The 24300-nt window shown below is 67.9% G+C and carries 24 protein-coding genes; 7 read left to right on the top strand and 17 right to left on the bottom strand.

Features of this window, described 5'->3' with window-relative positions:
* The first annotated feature begins 153 nt into the window (after nucleotides 1–153).
* Both prpR and BM436_RS30680 read left to right on the top strand, forming a co-directional pair.
* Nucleotides 154–1794 (top strand): propionate catabolism operon regulatory protein PrpR, encoded by a 1641-nt coding sequence (prpR, locus tag BM436_RS30685; protein WP_093559964.1) that lies wholly within the window; start codon nucleotides 154–156, stop codon nucleotides 1792–1794.
* 87 nt (nucleotides 1795–1881) lie between these two features.
* Nucleotides 1882–2589: an alpha/beta fold hydrolase gene (locus BM436_RS30680; protein ID WP_229490886.1), complete on the top strand. Its 708-nt coding sequence runs from the start codon at nucleotides 1882–1884 to the stop codon at nucleotides 2587–2589.
* Here BM436_RS30680 and BM436_RS30675 read toward each other — a convergent pair.
* The 3 genes from BM436_RS30675 to clpS all read right to left on the bottom strand — a co-directional run bounded on the left by BM436_RS30675 (nucleotide 2572) and on the right by clpS (nucleotide 7197).
* The gene (locus BM436_RS30675) at nucleotides 2572–4488 is read right to left on the bottom strand and encodes a patatin-like phospholipase domain-containing protein (protein ID WP_093559962.1); all 1917 of its coding nucleotides are present in this window, start codon (nucleotides 4486–4488) and stop codon (nucleotides 2572–2574) included. The genes BM436_RS30680 and BM436_RS30675 overlap by 18 nt on opposite strands.
* A 109-nt stretch (nucleotides 4489–4597) precedes the next feature.
* On the bottom strand, nucleotides 4598–6898 hold the full coding sequence (gene clpA / locus BM436_RS30670; RefSeq protein WP_093559960.1) for an ATP-dependent Clp protease ATP-binding subunit ClpA: 2301 nt from the start codon (nucleotides 6896–6898) through the stop codon (nucleotides 4598–4600).
* Nucleotides 6895–7197, bottom strand: a complete 303-nt coding sequence (gene clpS / locus BM436_RS30665; RefSeq protein ID WP_093559958.1) for an ATP-dependent Clp protease adapter ClpS — start codon at nucleotides 7195–7197, stop codon at nucleotides 6895–6897. The genes clpA and clpS overlap by 4 nt, the downstream gene beginning before the upstream one ends.
* A 361-nt stretch (nucleotides 7198–7558) precedes the next feature.
* Between clpS and cspE the strand changes: the two genes are divergently transcribed.
* Nucleotides 7559–7762, top strand: a complete 204-nt coding sequence (gene cspE / locus BM436_RS30660) for a transcription antiterminator/RNA stability regulator CspE (protein WP_056403455.1) — start codon at nucleotides 7559–7561, stop codon at nucleotides 7760–7762.
* Nucleotides 7763–7825: 63 nt separating this feature from the next.
* On the opposite strand, the gene BM436_RS37340 is transcribed toward cspE, so the two are convergent.
* Entirely contained in the window at nucleotides 7826–8038 is a 213-nt protein-coding gene (locus BM436_RS37340; RefSeq protein WP_177307650.1) for a type II TA system antitoxin MqsA family protein, read from the bottom strand.
* A gap of 122 nt (nucleotides 8039–8160) precedes the next feature.
* Nucleotides 8161–9414, bottom strand: a complete 1254-nt coding sequence (gene icd / locus BM436_RS30650) for an NADP-dependent isocitrate dehydrogenase (RefSeq protein ID WP_093559954.1) — start codon at nucleotides 9412–9414, stop codon at nucleotides 8161–8163.
* A gap of 212 nt (nucleotides 9415–9626) precedes the next feature.
* On the opposite strand from icd, the gene BM436_RS30645 reads away from it, so the two are divergent.
* The 3 genes from BM436_RS30645 (at nucleotide 9627) to BM436_RS30635 (ending at nucleotide 11981) form a co-directional block, all read left to right on the top strand.
* Nucleotides 9627–10190: a pseudouridine synthase gene (locus BM436_RS30645; RefSeq protein WP_093559952.1), complete on the top strand. Its 564-nt coding sequence runs from the start codon at nucleotides 9627–9629 to the stop codon at nucleotides 10188–10190.
* 111 nt (nucleotides 10191–10301) lie between these two features.
* Nucleotides 10302–11630, top strand: a complete 1329-nt coding sequence (locus tag BM436_RS30640) for an HD-GYP domain-containing protein (protein ID WP_093559950.1) — start codon at nucleotides 10302–10304, stop codon at nucleotides 11628–11630.
* 126 nt (nucleotides 11631–11756) lie between these two features.
* On the top strand, nucleotides 11757–11981 hold the full coding sequence (locus tag BM436_RS30635) for a hypothetical protein (protein WP_093559948.1): 225 nt from the start codon (nucleotides 11757–11759) through the stop codon (nucleotides 11979–11981).
* Between the two features lie 134 nt (nucleotides 11982–12115).
* Here BM436_RS30635 and rpsT read toward each other — a convergent pair whose 3' ends face one another.
* Nucleotides 12116–12382, bottom strand: coding sequence for a 30S ribosomal protein S20 (rpsT, locus tag BM436_RS30630; RefSeq protein ID WP_093559946.1), 267 nt, complete (start codon nucleotides 12380–12382; stop codon nucleotides 12116–12118).
* 254 nt (nucleotides 12383–12636) lie between these two features.
* Between rpsT and murJ the strand changes: the two genes are divergently transcribed.
* Nucleotides 12637–14187 (top strand): murein biosynthesis integral membrane protein MurJ, encoded by a 1551-nt coding sequence (gene murJ / locus BM436_RS30625; RefSeq protein WP_093559944.1) that lies wholly within the window; start codon nucleotides 12637–12639, stop codon nucleotides 14185–14187.
* 80 nt (nucleotides 14188–14267) lie between these two features.
* On the opposite strand, the gene BM436_RS30620 is transcribed toward murJ, so the two are convergent.
* The 11 genes from BM436_RS30620 to BM436_RS30570 form a co-directional block, all read right to left on the bottom strand.
* Nucleotides 14268–14756, bottom strand: coding sequence for an FxDxF family PEP-CTERM protein (locus BM436_RS30620; RefSeq protein ID WP_093559941.1), 489 nt, complete (start codon nucleotides 14754–14756; stop codon nucleotides 14268–14270).
* 244 nt (nucleotides 14757–15000) lie between these two features.
* The gene (locus BM436_RS38150) at nucleotides 15001–15837 is read right to left on the bottom strand and encodes a type II secretion system protein (protein WP_307666621.1); all 837 of its coding nucleotides are present in this window, start codon (nucleotides 15835–15837) and stop codon (nucleotides 15001–15003) included.
* Complete coding sequence (locus tag BM436_RS30610) at nucleotides 15803–16189, bottom strand: type II secretion system protein (protein WP_093559939.1); 387 nt, start codon at nucleotides 16187–16189, stop codon at nucleotides 15803–15805. Before BM436_RS30610 ends, BM436_RS38150 begins: the two co-directional genes overlap by 35 nt.
* Before the next feature lie 2 nt (nucleotides 16190–16191).
* Nucleotides 16192–16668, bottom strand: coding sequence for a type II secretion system protein (locus tag BM436_RS30605; RefSeq protein WP_093559937.1), 477 nt, complete (start codon nucleotides 16666–16668; stop codon nucleotides 16192–16194).
* A complete protein-coding gene (locus BM436_RS30600; protein WP_229490884.1) occupies nucleotides 16665–18722 on the bottom strand; it encodes a secretin GspD/PilQ domain-containing protein in 2058 nt (685 codons plus the stop codon). Before BM436_RS30600 ends, BM436_RS30605 begins: the two co-directional genes overlap by 4 nt.
* Complete coding sequence (locus BM436_RS36545) at nucleotides 18722–19384, bottom strand: hypothetical protein (RefSeq protein ID WP_143133381.1); 663 nt, start codon at nucleotides 19382–19384, stop codon at nucleotides 18722–18724. The genes BM436_RS30600 and BM436_RS36545 overlap by 1 nt, the downstream gene beginning before the upstream one ends.
* A complete protein-coding gene (locus BM436_RS30590; RefSeq protein ID WP_093560017.1) occupies nucleotides 19381–19977 on the bottom strand; it encodes a hypothetical protein in 597 nt (198 codons plus the stop codon). Before BM436_RS30590 ends, BM436_RS36545 begins: the two co-directional genes overlap by 4 nt.
* Entirely contained in the window at nucleotides 19974–20519 is a 546-nt protein-coding gene (locus BM436_RS30585) for a hypothetical protein (protein ID WP_093560015.1), read from the bottom strand. The genes BM436_RS30590 and BM436_RS30585 overlap by 4 nt, the downstream gene beginning before the upstream one ends.
* A complete protein-coding gene (locus tag BM436_RS30580; RefSeq protein WP_143133380.1) occupies nucleotides 20516–21394 on the bottom strand; it encodes a hypothetical protein in 879 nt (292 codons plus the stop codon). Before BM436_RS30580 ends, BM436_RS30585 begins: the two co-directional genes overlap by 4 nt.
* Nucleotides 21387–23111: a GspE/PulE family protein gene (locus BM436_RS30575; RefSeq protein WP_177307648.1), complete on the bottom strand. Its 1725-nt coding sequence runs from the start codon at nucleotides 23109–23111 to the stop codon at nucleotides 21387–21389. Before BM436_RS30575 ends, BM436_RS30580 begins: the two co-directional genes overlap by 8 nt.
* A complete protein-coding gene (locus BM436_RS30570) occupies nucleotides 23108–24289 on the bottom strand; it encodes a type II secretion system F family protein (protein ID WP_093559931.1) in 1182 nt (393 codons plus the stop codon). The genes BM436_RS30575 and BM436_RS30570 overlap by 4 nt, the downstream gene beginning before the upstream one ends.
* Nucleotides 24290–24300: the final 11 nt, after the last annotated feature.

Below are 24300 nucleotides of genomic sequence, written 5' to 3'. Positions count from 1 at the left end.
TATTGCAATTGGTGTGCCAGCGTGGCGCATGGGGAATGAAACACCGTCGAATCAGGGACTTAGAACGCCGCGCCCACTATATGAACGAGGCAAAACGGTTGCACCGGCGTTTCAACTTGAAACGTCGAAACGAAATTGAACTACAATTGAAACATGCGCCATTCCACGCCCCCGCCCTTCGACGCCGCCGACAAACCCGTGATCTGGACCGTGGCCGTGTCGCGCCTGTCCGAGCTGTTCCGCGACATCACGCTGGAATACGACAACCTGGCGACCATCGAACCGATCAACCTGGGCTTCGACGAGGCGGCGCGCCACATCCGCGAACGGATGGCGACGGAGCGCTGCGACGCGGTGATCGCGGCCGGCTCGAACGCGGCCTACCTGAAGGGCCGGCTGTCGGTGCCGGTGGTGATCGCCAAATTCAGCGGCTTCGACGTGCTGCAGGCGCTGGCCCGGGCGCGCCGCGTGTCCGACCGCATCGGCGTCGTCACCTACCAGGACAAGCTGCCGGAGCTGGCCGAGTTCAGCGCCACCTTCGGCTTCAGCATCGCGCAGCGCACCTACGCCACCGAGGAGGACGCGCGCGCGCAGATCAACGACCTGAAGGCCTCGGGCGTGCGGGCCATCGTCGGCGCGGGGCTGATCACCGACCTGGCCGAGGAGGCCGGACTGACCGGGGTGTTCGTGTATTCGGCCGCGTCGATACGGCAGGCCTTCGACGACGCGCTGGAGATGGCGCGCCTGACGCAGCTGGAGTCGAACCGCGGCCGCGGCCGCGGCGGCGCCGCCCCCGACACGCTGCGCGCCAAGCACGGCTTGAACGACCTGCGCGGCGAATCGGACGCGATGGAGCGGGTGCGGCAGGCCGTGGTGCTGTACGCGAAGTCGCCCGCCACGGTGCTGATCAACGGCGAGACCGGTTGCGGCAAGGAGCTGGTGGCGCAGGCCATCCACCGCGAAAGCCCGCGCGCGCTGGGCCCGAACCGGCCGTTCGTGGCCGTCAATTGCGGGGCGATCGCGGAGTCGCTGCTGGAGTCCGAGCTGTTCGGACACGAGGAGGGCGCGTTCACGGGCGCGCGGCGCGGCGGGCATTCGGGCCTGTTCGAGGCGGCCAACCGTGGCACGCTGTTCCTGGACGAGATCGGCGAGATGCCGCTGACCTTGCAGACGCGTCTCTTGCGCGTGCTGGAGGAGCGGGAAGTGGTGCGGGTGGGCGGCACGCGGCCGATACCGGTCAGCGTGCGCATCGTCAGCGCCACCCACTGCGACCTGGAACAGCGCGTGCGCGAGGGCCGCTTCCGGGCGGACCTGTACTACCGGCTGGCCGTGCTGCGCCTGAACCTGCCGCCGCTGCGCGAGCGGCGCGACGATATCGCCGGGCTGGCGGAATGGTCGCTGAAAAACGCGCTGGCGGCGCTGGGGGCGCGGCCGCATCCCAACCTGCACGCGGAGGTCATGGCGTGCGCCCCGCTGCTGCTGCGCTACGGCTGGCCGGGCAATGTGCGCGAGCTGCGCAACCTGACGGAGCGGCTGGCGCTGTTCCTGGCGGCCGAGCCGCTGCAGGCGCTGACGCCCGGCTTCGTGCTGGGCGTGGCGCCGGAACTGGCGGTCCCCGGCGCCGCGCTGGCCTCCACGGCGGACGCCGAGCCGCCCGCCGGCAGGCGGGACGGCGCCAGCGCCACCGAGGCGCTGGCCCGCTTCGGCGGCCAGCGCGACGCCGCCGCGAACTTCCTCGGCATCAGCCGCACCACGCTCTGGCGCCGCCTGCGCGCGGAGGCCGGGGAGGCCTAGCGGGCCGGTACCGCTTGCAAGTGACTAGCCGCCGCCGGATTGGAGTATGCTGATGGGGTCCAACTGCCGAAGGTCCCATTCCGCGCCATGACAACCCCGGCCCCGCCCCTGCTCCTGGTCCCCGGCTACATGCTGGACGAAACGCTGTGGGACGACATGCTGCCCGCGCTGCGCGCGCTGGGTCCGGTGGCCTTTGGCGACCTGGCCGAGGGCGACACGGTGGAGGCCATGGCCGGGCGCATCCTGGACGGCGCGCCGGCCGAATTCGCGCTGGCCGGTTTTTCCATGGGCGGCTACATCGCGCGCGAAGTCGCGCGCATGGCGCCGGGCCGCGTGCGGGCGCTGGCGCTGATCGCCGCGTCCAGCCGGCCGGACTCCCCGCTGCGGCGCGAACAGCGCGCCATGGCGGCGCGCAACACGCCCGTCGGGCCGTTCCGCGGCTTGAGCCGCGGCGCCATCGTCTCCTCGCTGCATCCCGAGCACGCCGGCGACGAGGCGCTGATCGCGCGCGTGCGCGGCATGGGGGTGCGGCTCGGCCGCGACGTGTTCGTGCGGCAGTCTCTGCTCGAGCGCCATGGCGACCTGGCGCAGCTGGGCGCCATCGCCTGTCCCACGCTGGTGGTGGCGGGCGCGCAGGACCAGATGCGGGCGCTGGACGAGGCGCGCGAGCTGGCCGCGCACATCCCGCGCGCCAGCTTGCGAATCATCGACGGCGCCGGCCACATGATCCCGCTGGAGCGGCCGGCGGCGCTGGCCGCCGCCCTCGCCTCCTGGCTGTCAGGTCTGCCGGGGTGAGATCTCCAGCGTCGGACGCGGCTTGGGACTGCCCTTGAACAGGTCGGCGCCCTTGCGCGGCGGCGGCAGCGCCACCAGCGCGTCCCACCACTCCTGGCCGCGCACGCGCTGCCTGCGCGTCAACACGTAGGCGGTGTTGCGGCCGGCGCCGCCCGGCGCCGCGCGTCCCGCCGCCGAACCCGCGCCCGAGGCGGCCCACATCGCGGCATAAGTGGGTTGCCGGGCGGGCGCGTGCCAGCTTTTCGACAACTGCTCCAGCTTGGGCTGCAGCACGGCGCCGGCGATGCGCATGCGCAGCCAGCGGTGGTTGCGCCAGCCGTTGGCCTCGCCGGGCGTGTCCAAGAAGCGCGCGATGACCGCCCGCGCGGCCGCCGCGCCGCTCTCGCTCATGGCCTGGATGGCCTCGGGCGGCATGTTCAGGTTCAGGCCCCCTTCCTGCCGCGTGTGCCGGATCTGCACGATGCGGTCGCGGAAGCCCGGCGCCCGTTTCAGCGCCTCGTGGCGCCAGGTGCGGATGGTGCGCAGCAGCGCGCCGGCGAAGGCGAACGGCGACGGCAACCCCTGCGCGTCGCCGACGTCGGTGTAGGCGGGCGTCCAGCCTGCGTTGTTGCTGGCCGGGAGGAACACGCGCGCCTCGGGCGGCGCCCGCTCGGCCAGCGTGGCCTGCAGCGTGATGCCGAAGGTGGGCCGGGTCGGCAGCAGGGAGTCGAAGAAGTGGATGGGGAAGTTGCTGGTCAGGCCGCCGTCGCTGAGCCAGATCTTGGTCACGCCGGTGCGGCCGCCGCGCACCCCGTCGCCCTCCGTGTGGCGCAGGCGGTACAGCGGCACGGCCTGCAGCAGCACCGGGAAGCTCAGGCTCAGGCGCGCCGCCACCAGCACCGGCAGCTCGTCGGCCGGCGGCAGGAAGTACAGGTCGCGCGCCGCGCTCCCCAGGCCGGGATCGGCGGCCAGCAGCATGGCGGTGGTCGCGCCGCGCGAGGGCTGCATGGCCAGCGACGCGGCCAGCAGCGTCTCGACGATGGCCGGCGGGAACAGCGCGCGCATCTCGGAGGCGCGGAACAGCAGGTCCCTGCCCGCGTGCGGCAGCCGGTGGCTGCTCGATTCGGACAGGCCGGTGGTGATGAAGGCCAGCTCGATGGGCGGCTGGGACTGGGCCAGCATGCCGAAGGTCAGCGGCGTGTCGCGCGGCAGCCCGGCGATGTCCTGCACCAGGCCGTGCAGCCATTCGGTCAGCGCGGGCGGATCGCCCGGCTCCTGGCGCATGCCGGGACAGATGCCGCAGCGGTTGTGGCGCAGGCCGCTCCACGCGGTCAGCAGGAACTCGACGAGGGCGCCCAGCGGCATGGCCACCAGCAGCCCCGCCGCCAGGCCGGCGCCGAAGCGCAGCCATTCGATGGTCCCGCCCAGCAGCAGGCCGGCGCCGGGCATGGTCAGCGTGGCGTAGCGCGCCAGCAGCAGGACGGCGGCGGCGACCAGCGCGCCGGCCGGGAAATGCAGCAGCAGCGCGCCGCAGATCGCCAGCGCGCGCGCCGCCGCGCCGCCGCGGTTCAGGGCCGCCTGCAGCACCTGGTAGTGCTGGCGCAGCGCGGCGCAGGGCTGGAACAGGGAAAACAGGTTGGACTTGCCTTCGTGGCCGGGCGCCTGCAGCCAGGCCGGCAGTCCGGCGAGGCGCTCGAAACCGTCGTCGGCCGACGGCGCCCCTTCCCTGGCCCGGTTGCGCTTGAACTGCGCGGCGGCGGCGGCCACGGCGGCGACCGCGCCGACGCTGGTGCCGCCGATGCTGCGCAGCCTGAAACGCCGGGCCAGGCCGCATATGAAGGCCGGATAGACGACGCCGGACGTGACGCCGCCCTCCATCACGACGTCGCATTTTTCCAGTACGGTTGCGCTAGATTCCATGGATGGGCTCCCCCTGTTGCGGAAGCACCATTGTGCGGCAAGGCGGGGCGAAAAAAAACCCGCTCGCGAGCGGGTTTTTTGCGCCAACCGGATAGCAGGCTGGATAGGCTTATTCCACTTCCACCGTTTCCGGCGGCGTGCTGGGCGCGGAGTCCGATTCCGGGAACTCCAGGATCACCTGGTCCTTGTCGTCCAGGTCCACGGTGACCTTGCCGCCGGTGACCAGGCGGCCGAACAGCAGCTCGTCGGCCAGCGCCTTGCGGATCATGTCCTGGATCAGGCGCGCCATCGGGCGCGCGCCCATCAGCGGATCGAAGCCCTTCTTCGCCAGGAACTTGCGCAGTTTCTCGCTGAAGATGGCCTCCACCTTCTTCTCGTGCAGCTGCTCTTCCAGCTGCATCAGGAACTTGTCCACCACGCGCAGGATGATTTCCTCGTCCAGCGCGCGGAAGCTGATGATGGAGTCGATCCGGTTGCGGAACTCCGGCGTGAACATGCGCTTGATGTCGCCCATCTCGTCGCCGGCCTGCTTGGACGTCGTGAAGCCGATCGACGCCTTCTGCAGGCTTTCCGCGCCGGCGTTGGTGGTCATCACGATGATCACGTTGCGGAAGTCCGCCTTGCGGCCGTTGTTGTCGGTCAGCGTGCCGTGGTCCATCACCTGCAGCAGGATGTTGAAGATGTCCGGGTGCGCCTTCTCGATCTCGTCCAGCAGCAGCACCGCGTGCGGCTTCTTGGTGATGGCCTCGGTCAGCAGGCCGCCCTGGTCGAAGCCGACGTAGCCCGGCGGCGCGCCGATCAGGCGGCTCACCGCGTGGCGTTCCATGTACTCGGACATGTCGAAGCGGATCAGCTCGATGCCCAGGATGAAGGCCAGTTGCTTGGCCACCTCGGTCTTGCCGACGCCGGTGGGACCGGAGAACAGGAAGGAGCCGATCGGCTTGTCCTGCTTGCCCAGGCCGGCGCGCGACATCTTGATGGCCGAGGCCAGCGCGTCGATCGCGGGATCCTGGCCGAACACCACGTTGCGCAGGTCGCGGTCGATGGTCTGCAGCTTGCTGCGGTCGTCCTGGTTGACGGTCTGCGGCGGGATGCGCGCGATCTTGGAGATGATCTCCTCGATCTCGGTCTTGCCGATGGTTTTCTTCTGCTTCGACTTCGGCAGGATGCGCTGCGCCGCGCCCGCCTCGTCGATGACGTCGATGGCCTTGTCCGGCAGGTGGCGGTCGTTGATGAAGCGGGCCGCCAGTTCGGCGGCGGTCGACAGCGCCGAGGCCGAGTATTTCACGCCGTGGTGCTCCTCGAAGCGCGACTTCAGGCCGCGCAGGATCTGCACCGTTTGCTCGACGGTCGGCTCGTTCACGTCCACCTTCTGGAAGCGGCGGGAGAGCGCGTGGTCCTTCTCGAACACGCCGCGGAATTCGGTGTAGGTGGTCGCGCCCACGCATTTCAGCTGGCCGTTGGCCAGGGCCGGTTTCAGCAGGTTGGACGCGTCCAGCGTGCCGCCCGAGGCCGAGCCGGCGCCGATGATGGTGTGGATCTCGTCGATGAACAGGATGCCGTTCGGGTTGTCCTTGAGCTGCTTGAGGACGGCCTTGAGGCGCTGTTCGAAGTCGCCGCGGTACTTGGTGCCGGCCAGCAGCGCGCCCATGTCCAGCGAGTAGACCACGGCGTTCTGCAGGATTTCCGGCACGTCGTTCTGCGTGATGCGGTAGGCCAGGCCCTCGGCGATGGCGGTCTTGCCCACGCCTGCCTCGCCCACCAGCAGCGGGTTGTTCTTGCGGCGCCGGCACAGGATCTGGATCACCCGGTCGACCTCTTCCTCGCGGCCGATCAGCGGATCGATCTTGCCCTCGGCGGCGGACTTGTTCAGGTTCTGCGTGAACTGGTCCAGCGGGCTTTCCTTCTGCTGGCCGTCGGCCGGCGCGCCCTCCTCCACGCCGTCCGAGGCTTTCGCCGCGTCGGCCTGCTGGTCCTTGCGGACGCCGTGCGAGATGAAGTTGACCACGTCCAGGCGGGTCACGCCCTGCTGGTGCAGGTAGTAGACCGCGTGCGAGTCCTTTTCGCCGAAGATCGCCACCAGCACGTTGGCGCCGGTGACCTCCTTCTTGCCATTGGACGCCGACTGCACGTGCATGATGGCGCGCTGGATCACGCGCTGGAAGCCCAGCGTCGGCTGGGTATCCACCTCACCCGTGCCAGGCACGGTCGGCGTGTTGTCGCCGATGAAATTGGTGAGGGTTTTCCGCAGGTCCTCAATATTCACGGCGCAGGCGCGCAGCACTTCGGCTGCGGACGGATTGTCCAGCAGCGCCAGCAGCAGGTGCTCCACCGTGATGAATTCATGCCGTGCCTGCCGAGCCTCGACAAACGCCATGTGCAAACTTACTTCCAGTTCCTGCGCGATCATACTTCCTCCATCACACATTGCAGGGGATGGCCCGCCTTGCGTGCATGCGTTAATACAAACTCCACTTTGGTACTCGCTACATCCTTCGAGAACACGCCGCACACGCCCTTGCCATGGCGATGCACACTCAGCATGATCTGGGTCGCCGTTTCACGATCCTTGTTGAAGTACTCCTGAATGATCGCGACCACAAACTCCATCGGGGTATAGTCGTCATTCAGCAACGCCACCTGATACAGGGGTGGCGGTTTGAGCGTCTGCCGTTCCAGCAGCTGTTCGGTGTCATGCTTGGTTGCCATACGCTTATATTCTAATGCTTTCGGGGTTGTTGCAACGCCCAATTATGGACGCACAGCCATTTCTATTCCATCTTACGCGTTTTCTCGACTTGTCGCAGATGGCGGCCGTCGTGTGGAAATCAAGAGTTGCTTTTTAGCCGCCCCCGGACGGGCTTACAACACCCGCGCCGCACTGTTGCAAGAAAAGTACTATTCGCGCAATGAAAGCGCTTGACATTAAAAATTGTTGCGCCAACAATGCGATATCGACTTGTGCAGAAATGGACATGTTGATAAGAAGTGAGGCGTCGAGGAGGGGGCAGGAAGCTTCTTGCTTTTATGGCTCGTGTGATATTCGTTTTTATTGAAAGTTCTTCTTATTATGGCAACAGGTACTGTTAAGTGGTTCAATGACTCCAAAGGTTTTGGCTTCATCACTCCAGATGACGGCGGTGAGGATTTGTTCGCACACTTCTCCGCAATCAACATGAACGGTTTCAAGACCCTGAAAGAAGGTCAAAAAGTTCAGTTCGAAGTCACCCAAGGCCCTAAAGGCAAGCAAGCTTCCAACATCCAGTCGATGTAATCCTCTAGCAGGTGCAAGGAAGTGAAAAACCCCGCTGCCGTGGGGTTTTTTTTCGCCCGCCCCCTACGCGCCCCGCGCGCCCTTCACCTGCTTGTTAAATTCCAGCATGGCCGCGCCGATGCGGTCCGACTCCTTGGGACTGAACATGCACTCGCCGCACTCGGGACAGAAATCGCCGGTGACGGCCGGAATGACCGTGGTCTGCCCCTCGTAGCTATAAGGCATATCCTTGGTCTGGCGCACCATATTCCCCTCGCCGCAAAATGGACACTGCATATTTCCCTCGCTAATAAGATATGCCCCCAGCATACACCGGCGCGGAAATAAAAAAAGCCCCGGGCTCGCGCGCCGGGGCTCATCGCCCGCGGCCGAAACCGCGGGCGGATTGACTTGCATTATTACATCTGCTCGATCATGACGTCGCCGAAACCGGAGCACGACACCTGGGTCGCGCCCTCCATCAGGCGCGCGAAGTCGTAGGTGACGCGCTTGGACGCGATGGCCTTCTCGGTGGCGCTGATGATCAGGTCGGCCGCCTCGGTCCAGCCCATGTGGCGCAACATCATCTCGGCCGACAGGATCAGCGAGCCCGGGTTCACATAATCCTTGCCGGCGTACTTCGGCGCGGTGCCGTGGGTGGCCTCGAACATGGCCACCGAGTCCGACAGGTTGGCGCCCGGCGCGATGCCGATGCCGCCGACCTGCGCGGCCAGCGCGTCGGAGATGTAGTCGCCGTTCAGGTTCAGCGTGGCGATCACGCTGTATTCCGCCGGACGCAGCAGGATTTGTTGCAGGAATGCATCAGCGATCGAATCCTTGACCGTGATCTCGCGGCCGGTTTTCGGATTCTTGAACTTGCACCACGGGCCGCCGTCGATCAGTTCGGCGCCGAATTCCTTCTGCGCCAGCGCGTAGGCCCAGTCGCGGAAGCCGCCCTCGGTGTACTTCATGATGTTGCCTTTGTGCACAATCGTCACCGAAGGCTTGTCGTTGTCGATGGCGTACTGGATCGCCTTGCGCACCAGGCGCTCGGTGCCCTCGATCGACACCGGCTTGATGCCGATGCCCGAGGTGTCCGGGAAGCGGATCTTCTTGACGCCCATTTCCTTGACCAGGAAGTCGATCAGCTTCTTCACGCCCTCGCTGCCCTGCTGGTATTCGATGCCGGCGTAGATGTCCTCCGAGTTCTCGCGGAAGATCACCATGTCGGTCTTTTCCGGCTCGCGCACCGGCGAGGGCACGCCGGCGAAGTAGCGCACCGGGCGCAGGCAGACGTACAGGTCCAGCTCCTGGCGCAGCGCCACGTTCAGCGAGCGGATGCCGCCGCCGACCGGCGTGGTCAGCGGGCCCTTGATGGAGACCACGTAGTCCTTCAGGACCCGCAGCGTCTCCTCCGGCAGCCAGACGTCGGGACCGTACACGGTGGTCGACTTCTCGCCGGCGTAGATTTCCATCCAGCTGATCTTGCGCTTGCCGCCGTAGGCCTTGGCCACGGCCGCGTCGACCACCTTGATCATGACCGGGCTGATGTCCACGCCGGTGCCGTCGCCCTCGATGTAGGGAATGATCGGATTGTCCGGAACGGTCAGGGAAAAATCGGGGTTGACGGTGATTTTGGCGCCGTCCGCTGGTACTTTGATATGTTGAAACATCGTGATCTCCGAAGTGGGGCAATCCGGCGCGCTATCGCCCAATTGATTGCCAAATTGAAACCGAATTGACGACAGTATCTGTTCTCATGGCCTAAGTCTTCTATAAGACATAAGACACCTGTTTCCCATTATGCACCAGTATGATACTGGGCGCCATGCTTTTGCGACACCGGATTTCGCCGGGACGGTACAATCGGTCTTTTGCCCGCGCCATGCCGCTGATCCTCCTTAACAAGCCCTTCGAGGTGCTGTGCCAGTTCTCGTCCCAGGACGGACGTGAAACGCTGGCCGACTATGTCCGGGTGCCCGGCGTGTATCCCGCCGGCCGGCTCGACGCCGACAGCGAGGGCCTGCTGCTGCTGACCGACGACGGCAAGCTGCAGCACGAGATCGCCCATCCCGACCGCAAGGAGGCGAAGATCTACCTGGCGCAGGTCGAGGGCGTGCCCGACGCGGCCGCGCTGGCCCGCCTGCGGGCGCCCCTCGATTTGGGCGACTTCACCACCCGGCCCTGCGAGGCGGTGCGCATCGCCGAACCGGACTGGCTGTGGCCGCGCGATCCGCCGATCCGCCAGCGCGCCGGCCACCCCACCTCCTGGCTGGCGATCACGCTGCGGGAAGGCAAGAACCGCCAGGTCCGGCGCATGACCGCCGCCATCGGCCACCCCACGCTGCGCCTGGTGCGCAGCGCGATCGGCGCGATCTCGCTGGCCAGCCATCCGCTGATGCCGGGCGAATGGATGGAGGTGTCGCCCCGGGAACTGCGCCAGGTTTGAAAAAAATCCTGCGAACAAGTTGTAAAAATGAAATCCGCTTGATGCAACGCAAAACGTTTTACCGTATATTTATAGGCATGGAGTCCCCGCTTTGCAAGGAAGGCCAGCGCAATGTTTGCCACCGAACCATGCAACAAGGAGCACGCCCCCGCGGGCGAGAATCCCCACTATATACAGGCCGTCGCCGAACTCGGCACTGAACGCGCCGTCATCGCCAACGACGACATCTATTCCGCCAGCGGCGTCAAGCTGGTCGCCAAGGGCGTGCGCCTGACGCCCCTGCAGTTCGAGCGGCTGACCCAGCACAAGCTGACGGCGCCGCTGGACCACATGCTGGCGAGCGAGCACCCGGTGGACGCGGATTTCCTGGCCACCATGGCGGCCCGCGTGCTGGACCATGAACCCGTGTACGCGCGGCTGGCCGCCCGCAGCGGCGACCCGCTGGCCGTCAAGCACGCGCTGGCCGGCTTGAAACTCCCCAAACCGGTCCAGCTGCGGCTGACCGTGATGCGCGAGCGCCGCACCGAGATGTTCGAGCACTCGATCCGCTGCGGCATCATCGCCCACGCCATGGCGCAGCGCATGGGCCTGCCCGCGGCCGAACGCGGCAACCTGCTGATGGCCGCCATCAGCCATGATTTCGGCGAGATGCACACCGATCCCGCCATGCTGGCCGCCGGCCACGACATCGCGCCGGACGAGCGCTGCTTCATCCACGTCCACCCCATCACCGGCTATGTGCTGCTGCACGAGATTGCCGGCTACCCGGCCGCGGCCGCGGCGGCGGTGCTGCACCACCACGAACGGGTGGACGGCAGCGGCTACCCGCACGGCCTGCGCGGGGAGCGCATCCCGCCGCTGGCCAGGCTGCTGGCGGTGGCCGACGTGGCCGAAACGGTGATACGCCGCTTCGACCTGCCCCGCCTGGACGTGCTGATACGGCTGAACCAGGCCCGCTTCGACCACAAGGCGGTGGACACCCTGCGCGACCTGATCCACGCCACCCCGCGGGACGCCGCCTACACGCCGAACGAGCACGGCGCGATGCGGCAGCTGACCCACCTGGCCGAGGTGCTGCGCGCCTGGAGCGCGCTGCGCGCCAGCTTCGAGGCGGCGGTGGCGCCGCGCGACGCGGGGGACTCGCCCCTGGCCTTCCTGTTCGAACGCATGGCCTCGATACGGGGCCTGGTGCTGCAGTGCGGCTTCGATCCCGACCACGCCGACAGCATGCTCGGCATCGCCCGCGAAGACCCCGGCCTGCTGCTCGAGCTGCGCGCGCTGCTCGACGAGATGGAGTGGCTGCTGCTGGACCTGGCCCATGAAATCGAGCGCCGCGGGCCGGAAATGGCGGGCCTGCCGCAGATCCCCATCGACGGGCTGGTCATGCATCTGCAGCCGGCGCGGCTAGGCCAAGCCCAGGCGACGGTCAGGCCGTGTTGACGCGGCGCATCAAAAATAGTTTCCTGAATTGATGAAAATCCTGTCAACTGGCAATGAAATCCCCGCGTTATTGAGGCAGATTCATCCGAATCGCCGAGTTTTCCAATAACGCTAAAGGAAATCGCCATGTCCAAGATAGTCGCCGCCCTGGTCGCCTCCCTGTTTGCCGCCTCCGCCTTCGCCGCCGCCCCGGCCGCCCCGGCATCCGCCTCCGCGTCGGCCATGGCGTCCGCGCCCGCGTCCGCTTCGGCCGCCGCCTCCGCACCGAAGGAGAAGAAGGCCAAGAAAGAGAAAGCCTCGGCATCGGCCGCTGCCTCCGCCGCGTCGGCCGCCTCGGCCCCGGCGAAGTAAGCGAACCGAGCCCCATTTGGGGCCTGGCCCCAAATGGGGCTCGGTCCGCTTCCAGGACGAAAAAACCCCGCGATGGCTTGCGCCATGCGGGGTTTTCGCTTGCATTGCGGGCGGCGCGGAGCCGCCGTGCGGAATTAAGCGGACAGCGCCTTCAGAGCGGCTGCCAGACGGCTCTTGTGGCGAGCGGCCTTGTTTTTGTGGATGATTTTCTTGTCGGCGATGCTGTCGATGGTCGACACGGAAGCCTGGAAGATTGCGGTCGCGGCCGCTTTGTCGCCAGCCTGGATCGCTTTGCGGGCCGCTTTGATCGCGGTGCGCAGGGTCGAACGCTGGGCCGAGTTGTGTGCGTTTTGCTTGACTGCTTGACGAGCACGTTTACGTGCTTGTGCGGTATTTGCCATGGAATGTCCTAATCGTTGTCAAAGTTCGTTTGCAAACAATAGCGTTTGCCAAACAGGTGTTTGTTCAGTCTGTCTGCCTAACCATGTAAGCCAAGGGACGCTGGCAAAACATTAGTGTCTGCGTTACTGAATTCTGTACAGCCTTAAATTATAGCGAGATTTTCGCGCCAGATCAATTGGCAATCACTGCCGGCCGGCGGGAACTTGCCATTGTCGCAGCAAATACACCGCCACGCCCGCTATAATCGGCGCCCATGAACCTGCTCAAGACCCTCGCCGCCATCTCCAGCATGACCATGCTGTCCCGCGTAACCGGCCTGCTGCGCGAAAGCCTGTTCGCGCGCGCCTTCGGCGCCGGCGCCTACACGGACGCCTTCATCGTCGCCTTCCGCATCCCCAACCTGCTGCGCCGCCTGTTCGCCGAGGGCGCGTTCTCGCAGGCCTTCGTGCCCATCCTGGCCGAATACAAGAACCAGCACGGCCAGGAGGCCAGCAAGGAGCTGGCCGACCACGTGGCCACCACGCTGGTGTGGGCCACCGTGCTGGTGAGCGCGCTCGGCATCGTCGGCGCGCCCTTGTTCGTGTATGTGATCGCGACCGGCCTGCGCGCCACGCCGGAGGCGTTCGACGCCTCGGTGTGGATGACGCGGCTGATGTTCCCCTATATAGCGTTCATGTCCTTCGTGGCGCTGGCCGGCGGCATCCTCAACACCTGGCGCCAGTTCAAGATCCCCGCGTTCACGCCGGTGCTGCTGAACCTGAGCTTCATCGCCGCCTCGCTGTTCCTGGCGCCGCGCCTGGCGCAGCCGATCTACGCGATGGCCATCGCCGTGTTCGTCGGCGGCCTGCTGCAGGTGGGGATCCAGATCCCGGCGCTGATCAAGATCGGCATGCTGCCGCGCCTGCGCCTGAACCCCGCCGCCGGCCTGCGCGACCCGGGCGTGCTGCGCGTGCTGCGGAAGATGGGGCCGGCCGTGTTCGCCGTGTCGGCGGCGCAGATCAGCCTGATGATCAACACCAGCATCGCCTCGCGCCTGGCCGAGGGCAGCATCTCCTGGCTGTCGTACGCGGACCGGCTGATGGAATTCCCGACCGCCATGCTGGGCGTGGCGCTGGGCACGATCCTGCTGCCCAGCCTGGCCAAGGCGAACTCGGACGCCGACCACGCCGAATACTCGGCGCTGCTGGACTGGGGCCTGCGCCTGACCTTCCTGCTGGCGCTGCCGGCGGCGGTGGGCATGGCCATCCTGGCCGAGCCGCTGATCACCGCCCTATTCCACTACGGTAAATTCACCGACGCGGCGGCGGCCGGTTCGGCGCGCCCGCTGATCGCCTACAGCGCCGGCCTGATCGGCATCATCCTGGTCAAGACGCTGGCGCCCGCCTTTTACGCCAAGCAGGATATCCGCACGCCGGTGCGGATCGCGATCGGCGTGTTGATCGCCACGCAAATCATGAACCTGTTGTTCGTACCCTACATCCAGGTGGCCGGACTCGCGCTTTCAATCGGACTGGGGGCCTGCATCAACGCCGCTTTCCTGTATATGGGCTTGCGCAAACGCGGCGTGTACCAGCCGCTGCCGGGCTGGGGCGCGTTCTATTTGAAACTGTTGGTGGCCGTGGCCGTGATGGGCGCGGCGGCCTGGTTTGGCGCGCAGCAATTCGACTGGCTGGGCATGCGCGCCCATCCCTGGTTGCGCGTGGGCCTGCTGCTGGGATTGATCGGGGCTTGCGTCGTGGTCTATTTCAGCGTGCTGATGGCGCTGGGCTTCCGTCCGCGCGATTTCAAGCGGCGGGCGAACTAGCGCATCGCGGCGCTGCCACGAAATGCTGCCACGCAACAAAAAACCCGCTCGCGCGGGTTTTTTTTTCGCCTGTACTGCGCTTAGGCTTGGTTGTTTTTCTTGCGGCGGGCCAGGAAGCCCAGTACGCCCAGACCACCCAGCAGCATGCCGTAGGTCGCTGGCTCCGGGACCGCGGTCACGGTGACTTCACCACTATACTTGGCGCCGTCCAGGGCGGTGCCGAACAGGTTCAGCACGAAGGGCGACGTGCCGCTGTGCTCAACGCCGAAGAAGTGGAACTTGCCAGCGCCGTAGGTGCTGCCCGCGGTGCCATTCAGGTTGGAGGTCACGCCGTCGAAGGACAGGTTCTGGCCGCTGATCGTCACCACGATCTCGTACAGGCCGGGAGCCAGGCCGCCGAAGGTGATCACGTCCGAACCGCCCGACAGCACGCCATCCAGTGGGGACTGGTTGGAGACGAAGAAGTTATTCGCCAGAGGGTTGTCGTCCAGAATGACAAGCTGATCGGCAGCCATGGCGCTGAAGGATGCTGCGGCCATCAGGCTCGCAACGAAAAGTTTCAATTTCATGAGGTTATCCTTAATTAAGTGAAATACGGGTTGATGGGCTAACCAAACTATGATGGGGACTGCGAAAACAGAATAGCATAAAAGGATGGATTCTCTTGTCTTTTTGGATAGTTTTAGTTTCTTGCAATAAAGCTTTAATTACAACAATGTTTCGCGTGTTGCACAGCAATATTTCACATTGCCGAGATGTAAAAAAACCCGGCCTTTTCGAGGGGCCGGGTTGGCTGGAAAGTCGGGGGGTGGTTTACCGTTTCGGGGCTTCGGGCGCCGCTTCCGGCGGCGCCTCGGACGGCGTCTCCTGAGGCGGGTCGGCGCGGCCGCTGTCGGCCGGCGGCTCCTCCGGTTTCGCCTCCTCCGACGGCGGCTCGGCGGCCGGCTCCGGCTGGGACTGGGGCTCCGGCTGCGGCTGGCCGGCGGGCGCGCCCGCCGGCGATGCGCCGCCCTGGTCCGGCGCGCCGGGCTGCCCCGGCTGCGGCGCGCCCGGGTTGAGCGTCTGTCCCGGCCGCGGGGGCTGTCCCGGCTGCCCCGGCTGTCCGGGCTGCCCCTGCTGCGGCGCCAACCCGGTCGCGGGATCGACATCGCCGCCACGTGTGAACCTCCAGTCCGACAGGCGGCGCTTGCCCTCGAAACCCTGGAAGCGCGCGGGGAAGTTGCCGATCTTGACCGGCTTCGCGGTCGACAAGCTGTACACCGCCACCACGCCGGTGGTGCCGGACACGTATTGAATCCCCCACTCGGCCTTGCCGGTCATCGGGTCCACATAGATTTTGCGCAGGTGGCGGCGGGGATTGGGGAAGCGCGTGTCGCGCAGCAGTTCCTTCAGCGACGGCGGGAACGGCGGCTGGCCCTGCGGCGTGGCCTTGGCGTAGCTTTGCAGCGCGTCGCTGAACTCGGCGCCTATATACAAAAGCTCGCGCTCGGCCGCGCCGCGCCGCATGACCGAACCCATCTTGAGCGTGGCGGCGCCCGCCAGGGCCATGATGGCGAGCAGGATGATCAGGCTGAGATAGGTGAAGCCGCCCGCGCGCGGGCCGGGCGGCCCGCGCCTACCACTCCGAATAGGGCTTGCCGTGGCGGTCATTGCCGGGCGCTCCGCTCTTGATGTCCGCCACGCCGCCCTTGCTGCCGTCCTCGGGCGGCACCACGATCCAGCTGGTGGTGCTTTCGGTCACCGGGTCCACCGGCACGCCGCGCAGGTATTTTTTCTCCACCAGCTGCTCCAGCGTGTCGGGGTAGCGGCCGGTGTCGCCGTAGTACTGGTCGATGGTGGCGCGCGCGTTGCGCAGGTTGTCGGCCAGGATGGTTTCCCGGGCGCTGTCCACGCTGGGGAAGTAGCGCGGCACGGCCAGCGTCAGCAGCAGCGCGATGATGCCCAGCACCACCAGCAGCTCGATCAGGGTGAATCCGCGGGGGGATAGCGCTTTGTTCTTCATGGTCACCACTTCCGGTACGGCACGCCGTTCAAGCCGGTCTTGTCGGATTGCGAATAGACATCGTACACGTCCTCCCCTTCGCGCGGCTCGTCGGCCTCGCTGGCGTAGCTGCGCTTGCCCCAGGACTGCGCCTCGGACGCGTCCGGATCGGGATCGGGATTGAAGGGGTCGCGCGGCACGCGGCGCAGGAAATAGATCTTGGCGCGCTTGGGGCTGCGCTGGTCGATCACGCCCTCCACCAGCGTTTCCAGGTTCTTCGGATAGCCGGTGCTGGCCGGCGACTTGGCGATGCGGCCCTCGTCGTAGGCCAGCTTGTAGGCGTCGATGGCCTGGCGGATTTCACGCAGCGCGACGCGCAGCTCCTGTTCGTTGCGGCGCTGCACCGTCACCTGGCCGACCGGGATCACGAGCGTGCTGAGCATGCCCAGGATGGCCAGCGTGACCAGCAGCTCGATCAGCGTGAAACCGCGCTGCCTCATTTCGCCGGCGGCTGCGGGGGTTGTTCTTGGGCTTCGGGCTGCGCCGGGGTGGACGCCGGCCCGGGCTGCATGGTCGACAGCGGCACGCCCTCCGGCGCGGGCGGCGCCACCGGCACGCCGGTGACCGGCGCCGGCACCGACACCGGCACGGCGCCGGGGATGGCGGCGGGCGCCGTGCCCGGCGCGGCGGCGCCAGGGGCCTGGCCGCCGTCCGCGTTCGGCGACAGCGGCCGCACTGGCGCGCCGGGCGCGGCCGGCAACGCCACCGGGGCGCGCACGGCGGGATCGGGCCGGCGGCGGAAATTGCCCTCGGTGCCGGCCGAGAATTCTGCGTTGGCCGCCTCGGGGCGCTGCACGTTGCGCACCAGGTGCGGCGTGATCGACAGCACGATCTCGGTCTTCTGCTTGTCGTCCACGGTGCTGCCGAACAGGCGGCCCAGGATGGGCAGGTCGCCCACCAGCGGCACTTTGCTGCCGGTGCTGCGGTCTTCGTTGTTGATCAGGCCGGCCAGCACCTGGTTCTCGCCGTCCTTCAGCTGCAGCATGGTGGAGGCCTGGCGCGTGCCGATCTGGTAGGCCTTGGTGCCGGACTTGGTCTCGATCTGGCTGACCAGGTTGCTCACCTCCAGCGAGATGCGGATCGCCACCTCGTTGTTCAGGTAAATGGTGGGCTCGGCGTTCAGGGTCAGGCCCACGTCCACGTAGCTGACCGATTCGCTGGCGAAACCGCCAGTGCCGGGCGAGATGGTGGTGGTGATGACGGGCACCTTGTCGCCGATCAGCACCTTGGCCTTTTCCTTGTTGCGCACGCGGATGCGCGGGTTGGCCAAAAGGTTGGTGTCGCCGTCGGTCTTGTTGGCGTTGATGGTGGCGGACAGGCTGGACAGGCCGATGGTGCGCTGGTTCAGGTGGTTCAGGTCGTTGATCGTCAGGACGTTGCCGCCGGAGGAGATCAGCGGGCTGAGCGTCAGCTGCGACGGCCAGGCCACGCCCAGCTCCATCAGGCGGGTGCGCTTGACCTCCAGGATCTCCACGTCCAGCATCACTTCCGGCTCGGCCACGTCCTGCAGGTTCACCAGGCGCTCGGCCAGGCGGATCGCCTCCGGGTTGTCACGCACGATCAGCAGGTTGAGCTTCTCGTCGACCACCACGTCGCGCGACTTGAGGATGGTCTTGAGCGTGTTGGCCACGGCCTTGGCCTCGGCGTTGGCCAGGAAGAAGGTCTTGACCACCATCTCCTGGTATTCCTTCAGCTTGGCCGCCACGTTGGGGTAGATCAGGATGGTGTTGCCGTCCAGGACCTGCTGCTCCAGCTGGTTGGTCATCAGCAGATAATAGACGGCCGATTCCACCGTGCTGTTCTTCAGGTAGATCGAGGCCTTGGTGTCGGTCTTGACGTCCTTGTCGAACACGAAGTTCAGGCCGGAGCGGCGCGCGATCACCTCGAACACCTGCTTCAGCGGCGCGTCGCGGAACTCGATGGTGATGGGCTGCTTGAAGGCCTTGGACAGGCCCGACTCGGCCGACGGCTGCGCCGACTTGTCCGTGACGTCGCGCAGCGCCAGGCGGGCCTGCTCGTGGCCGGGCCGCTCGGCCAGCACGGCGCCCAGCTTGGCCTTGGCGCCGTCGTAGTCCTTCTTCGCCGCCAGCTCCTGGGCGGCGGCCACCATCTTGTCGAGGCGCTCGGCGCTCTCCACCAAACGCAGGCCGGCGCGGCCGCGCTCGTTGAGCGGGTCCAGCGCCAGCACACGCAGGTAGCCCTGCAGCGCGGCGTCGCGGCCGCCCTCGGCCAGGTCGCGTTCGGCCTGCGCCAGGTAGCGCACCGTGGCGCGGTCGCGCGCGCGCAGGTAGGCCGCGCGGTACTGCGCGTTGGCGGGATCGTTGGCGATGGCTTCCTGGAACTTGAGCAGGCCGGCCTCGACCTTGTCCTGCTCGACCAGGGAATTGCCTTCGCGGTAGGCCAGCTGGGCGGCGCAGCCGGACAGGGTCAGCGCCACCAGCGGCACAGCCAGCGAGCGGGCCAGTTTCAACATGCGGTGTGGTGTGCGGGACATCAGTCGGAAGCTCCAATATTTAGCTGCTGGACCTGGCTCAGCGGCAGGTAGGTGATTTTCAGCGTGGGCGGCGAGATGGCGTCGACGCGGTACACGCCCTCGATCACCATCTGGTTGCGCACCACGTAGGTACGGTCGGCGCCGCGGGCCAGGAACACTTCCCAGCCCTCGGACGTGGCGGCCTTGCCGAGATAGGTGAACGGCAGCGGCGGCGCCTGCGGCGGCGGCGGTGGTGGCGGCGGCGGGGCCGGAGGGGGCGGCGGCGGGGGCGGCGTCCAGTTGTGGTTGCGGAACACGCCCTCGTTCGCGGCGAACGCGCCCTCGCCGGACTCGCCCACCAGCGTGGCGCGCGGGATCAGGCGCAGGATGGCGACATCGGCGGCGGCGGCGCCCTTGCCCGCGCGGACCGGGGCCGGCGCGGGGGCCGGTTCGGCGGGCGCGGCGGCCGCGGGCTGGGCGGCGGCGGACGGGCCGGCGGCGGTGGCGCCACCGGTCGCGGCGGCGGGCGCCCCCGCGGCGCCAGCAAGTGCCGGAGCGGCTGGCGCCGGCGCGCGGCGGTCCACCGCCTCGGCCACGTCGCCCGGCGGCGTCTTGTCGCCGAACAGAACCAGCGCGGCGGCGCCGACCAGCGCCGCGCCCATCAGCATGTGGCGCGGCGTCATGGCTGCACCGCCGCCGACGAAGACGACACAGCCGCGGCGTCTTGCAGGTACAAGGTCAGGCGCACCCGCGCCTCCACTTGCGCGTCGTTGATGTTCTCGCGGCGGAAGGCGATGTCGTCCAGCGACGCGAACGGCAAGGCGCGCAGCGCCTCCAGCGAGAATTGCCAGATCGCGTTGTAGCCACCCTTCACCGGCAGCACGATCTGGTAGGTGCTCACGCGGCTGGCCTTGTCGTAGCCGAACTTGTACTCGCCCTGGCGCAGGCTGAGGCCCGCCTTCGCGGCCAGCCCGAACAGCACTTTCACATGCTGCTCGGCGTGGCGCCTCTCGCCCAGCGCGGCGTAGAAGCCGGCCATGTTCTCGTTGGCGGACGGCGGCGGCGCGCTCACCAGCGTGCCCGGCGCCGCCGGCCGTTGGCGCTGCTGCTCCAGCCGCTGCCGCTCCGCCTGCAGCTTGGCCCGTTGCGGCGCCAGCCACGCCAGGCCGGCCGCGCCCACCAGGCACAGGACGGCGGCCAGGCAGGCGGCCGGGCCGACGCGCACGGCGGCCAGCCGCGCGCGCAGCAGCAGCGGCGCGAGATGGATCTGTTTCATCGCGCCACCCATTGCGCCTCCACCTGGAAGCGCAACGGGCGGTTCGCGTCGGCCTCGTAAATCTCGTGCCGCACCAGCGCGGCCCCGCTGAAGAATTCCTGCTCCTTGAGCTGTTCTATGTAGGCGATCATGTCATCCGCGTTCTTGGCCTCGGCGCTGATCTTGAGCACCTGCTTGCGCGGGTCCGGCTCCAGCGCCAGCAAGGCGATGTTGGCGGGCGTGCCCTCCCCCACGGCTTCCTGCAATTCGCGCCACGGCAGGTTCAGTTGCAAAACGGCCGCGTTCACCGCCCGCGCCTGCGATTCGGGGATGGCCACCTTGGCCGCCGCGGGCGCCTGCGCCTGCTGGCTGGCCTGCTGCCGGTTCAACTGGCGCAGGCGCAGCTCGTGCGCGCGGCGCTGCTCCAGCATGCCGTAGGCCGACAGCGCGGCGCCCACGCACAGCGCCAGGCCCAGGGCGCATCCCGCCAGCGCGGCCGGATGCACGCGGTACAGCGTGCGGCGCCAGCCGCGCGGCGCGAAATCGATACGCATCTTCCTCATGCCGCGCATCCCCCCCATGCCAGCACGCTGGCCAGCGACCATTTTTCCTCGCCGGGCGGCGGCGCGCCCAGCGCCTGCACCGCCACCTCGGGAGCGGCCCGGCCCGCGCCGGCGGCGGCCGTGGCCGCGGTGAGGGTGGCCGGCACCTGGCCGCACAGCTGCAGCAGTTCGGGCATGGGCAAGCCGGCCAGCAGCGCCTCGCGCCGCAAGGTTTGCGCCAGCCAGGCGTGGTCCGCCGCGCGGCCCGCGCCTTCCGGCGCCGCCAGCGCGCGCACCGAGTGCAGGCGCTTGCCGTCGACGATGGCCAGGGTCAGCATGCCGTCGTGCAGCTGGCCGAACCAGGCGCCCGGCTTGACGGCGTCGCGCCAGCGGTTCCACGCGGTGACGAAATGCGGACGCACCTCGACCAGCGCGAGATGGCTTTCCTCGGCCACCTTTTCCAGCGTCGCCAGCAGCGCGCGCGGGATGGCGGCGGCGAAGAACGGCGCGCGGGTGTCCCAGTCCGCCGAGATGGTCCACGCGGCCGGCGCCTCGCCGTACAGGCCGAAGAAACGCAGCGCGGCCGCCGCCTCCAGGTCGGCCAGGCGCGCGGCCTGTTGCGGCGGGACCACCTGCCAGACGCGCGCCAGTTCGTCGGCCAGCACCACGCAAACCGGCCAGTGGGCGACGTCCTGTCCCGCCAGCAGTTCGCGCAGCGCGACGCCGATGGCGTGGTGCTCCTGGTGGGCGGCCGCGTCCTCGGTCGAATAAGCCCGCTCGGCCAGCACCGCCACCTTGTCGCCGCCCCAGCGGCTGACGCGCAGCAGGCTGACCGCGTGCGCGCTCACGCCGATGCGCAGTGATTGCCCGGGAATGCGCTTGAATAATCTAGGCATGCAGAGTCACCCGCTTGATTTCGGACAGCGTGGTGCCGCCCCGTTTCACCAGTTCCAGCGCGGCCTGGCGCAGGCTGCGCGTGCCGTTGGCGTGGGCGGCCTGCTTGATCTGGCGGATCGGCCGCTTGTCGACGATCAGTTCGCGGATCTCGTCGTTCAAGGTGAGGATCTCGGCGATCGAGCGGCGGCCCTTGTAGCCGGTGCCGCGGCAGTCGCCGCAGCCCTTGCCTTCCATGAAGCGGTATTCGTAGGCCTCGGCGCGCGTGAGGTTGACGCTGGCCAGTTCCTGCTCGGTGGGCGTGTATTCGGCCGCGCAGTGCGGGCAGTTGATGCGCACCAGGCGCTGCGCCCAGATGCCGTTCAGCGCCGACACGAAGGCGTAGGGGTCGATGCCCATGTGGGTGAAGCGGCCGAACACGTCGAACACGTTGTTGGCGTGCACCGTGGTCAACACCAGGTGGCCCGTCAGCGCGGACTGCACGGCGATTTCGGCGGTCTCGCGGTCGCGGATCTCGCCCACCATGATCTTGTCCGGGTCGTGCCGCAGGATGGAGCGCAGGCCCTTGGCGAAGCTCAGGCCCTTCTTCTCGTTGACCGGGATCTGCAGGATGCCGGGCAGCTGGTACTCGACCGGGTCCTCGATGGTGATGATCTTCTCGCGGCCGTTGTGGATCTCGGTGAGCGCCGCGTACAGCGTGGTGGTCTTGCCCGAGCCGGTGGGCCCGGTCACCAGCAGCATGCCGTAGGCCTCCTGCGCCAGCACGCGCAGCGTGGCCAGCGAGGGCGCGTCGAAGCCCAGCGCCTCCAGCGTCAGCGAGCCGTAGGCCTCGATCATGGCGCGCTTGTCGAGGATACGGATCACCGCGTCCTCGCCGTGGATGCTGGGCATGATGGAGACGCGCAGGTCGATCTCGCGCCCGCCCGACTCGACGCGGAAGCTGCCGTCCTGCGGCACGCGGCGCTCGGCGATGTCCAGCTCGGCCAGCACCTTCAGGCGCGAGATGATCTGCTCGGCCACCTCGATGCCGTTGACGGCGGTGGCGTGGTCGAGCACGCCGTCGACCCGGTACTTGACGGCCAGGCCGCCGGCGGTGCTCTCCAGGTGGATGTCGGAGGCGCCGGCCTTGAGCGCGTCGTACAGGGTGGAGTTCACCAGGCGTACGGCGGGGCTGGCCGCCTCGGAGACCGAGGCGAAGGACAGCACGGCGGCGGTCTTGCCGTCGCGCCGGCCCTCGCTTGCGCCGGGCAGCAGGTTGTCCACCGCGCGCGCCGATTCCTCCTGCTTGGACAGGTAGGCCTGGATGTCGGCCTGCAGCGCCAGGCGGGTTTGCAGCGGCGCGCGCGCGCTGGCGCGCGCCTGCGTGCCCAGCCAGGTCTGCAGGTCCAGGTCGAAGGGGTCGGCGATCACGCCCACCAGCACGCCGTCGCGCCCGCGCAGCAGCACGCAGTGGCGCGCCATGGCCTGCGACAGCGGCAGCAGGTCGAAGGCCGGAATGAATTCCAGCATGTCCACGGTTTCCAGCACGGCCAGGCCGAAGGGCCGGGCCAGCGCCTGCACCGCGAGGCGCGGCTCGATGCCGGTCAGCGCCTGCAGTTCCTCGACCAGGCTGCGCCGGGTCTGGCCGCAGCGCGCGCGGGCGCGCGCCAGCATGGCCTGGTCGATGTCCGGGATCGCGGCGGCGGCCGGCTGCTCGGGGGCGGCCTGTTGGGGGGTCATGACATGTCTCCAGCGAGGTCGAATATCGGCATGTACAGCAGCACCACGATGGCGCCCACCACCAGGCCGATACAGGCCATCAGCAGCGGCTCGAAGGTGCGCGTGAAACGGTCTATCCAGCGCGTGATTTCGCCGTCGTAGAAGGCGGCGGACTGGGTCAGCATCGGCCCCATGTCGCCGGTGCGCTCGCCCACCCGCAGCATGCGCAGCGAGATCGGCGTGGTCAGGCCGTTGGCCTCGAAGGCGGTCGACAGCGGCAGGCCGGCCTCGATCTCCAGCCGCGCCGCCTGCAGGCCGGCGCGCACCGTCGGCGAGACCATGCCCTGCACGGTCTCGATCGCGTGCACGATGGTGATGCCGCCCTCGCTGAGCATGCCCAGCGTCAGGTACAGGCGCGACAGCTCGTAGATGCGCACCCGCTCGCCGATGCCGGGCAGGCGCGCCATCAGCCGGGCCAGGCCGCCGTTGCCCATCAGCCGCCGGATGCCCAGCACCAGCGCGGCCAGCGCCACGGCCAGGCCGCCCAGCAGGCCGGCCGTGTGCTCGGCGGCGAACTGGCCCCAGCCCAGCATGAGCTTGGACATCCACGGCAGGTCGCGCCCGGCGCCCTGGTAGACCTCGGCGAAGCGCGGCACCACGTAGGCGATCAGGAACAGGCTGACGCCGCCGCCCACCAGCAACAGGATGGACGGGTAGATGGCGGCGCTGACGATCTTGGCGCGCACGGTGTCGATGCGCTGCTGGTAGTCGATGAAGCGGGACAGGGAGCGCGGCAGGTCGCTGGTGCCCTCGGCGGCCTTGACGATGCCCACGTACAGCGGCGGGAACAGGTCGGGCTGGTCGGCCAGCACGGTGGAGAAGCGCTGGCCCTCGCGCAGGCCGGCCAGCATGCGGCCCAGCACGGTGCGGGTGGCCGGCGCGGCCTCCTTCTCCAGCAGCGCCTCGAGCGCCTCGACCACGCCCAGGCCGGCCGTCAACAGCGCCAGCAGCTCCTGGGAGAACAGCACCAGCGACAGCGTCTTGCCCTTGCCGCGGCGCGCGCCGCGCACCGGATGGATGGCGCTGACGAACAGGCCGCGCGCCTCCACCTGGCGGCGCGCGTCGGCCTCGTCGCGGCCGTCGACCACCACCTGGCCGATCACCATCTCCGGCGACAAGGTACGGACATCGAACTGCATGCTGGGGAACC

This window comes from Pseudoduganella namucuonensis, assembly GCF_900116645.1.
Classification (GTDB): Bacteria; Pseudomonadota; Gammaproteobacteria; order Burkholderiales; family Burkholderiaceae_D; genus Rugamonas; species Rugamonas namucuonensis.
Note: the sequence above shows the minus strand (reverse complement) of the source record. Positions and strands in the feature narration are given on the sequence as shown.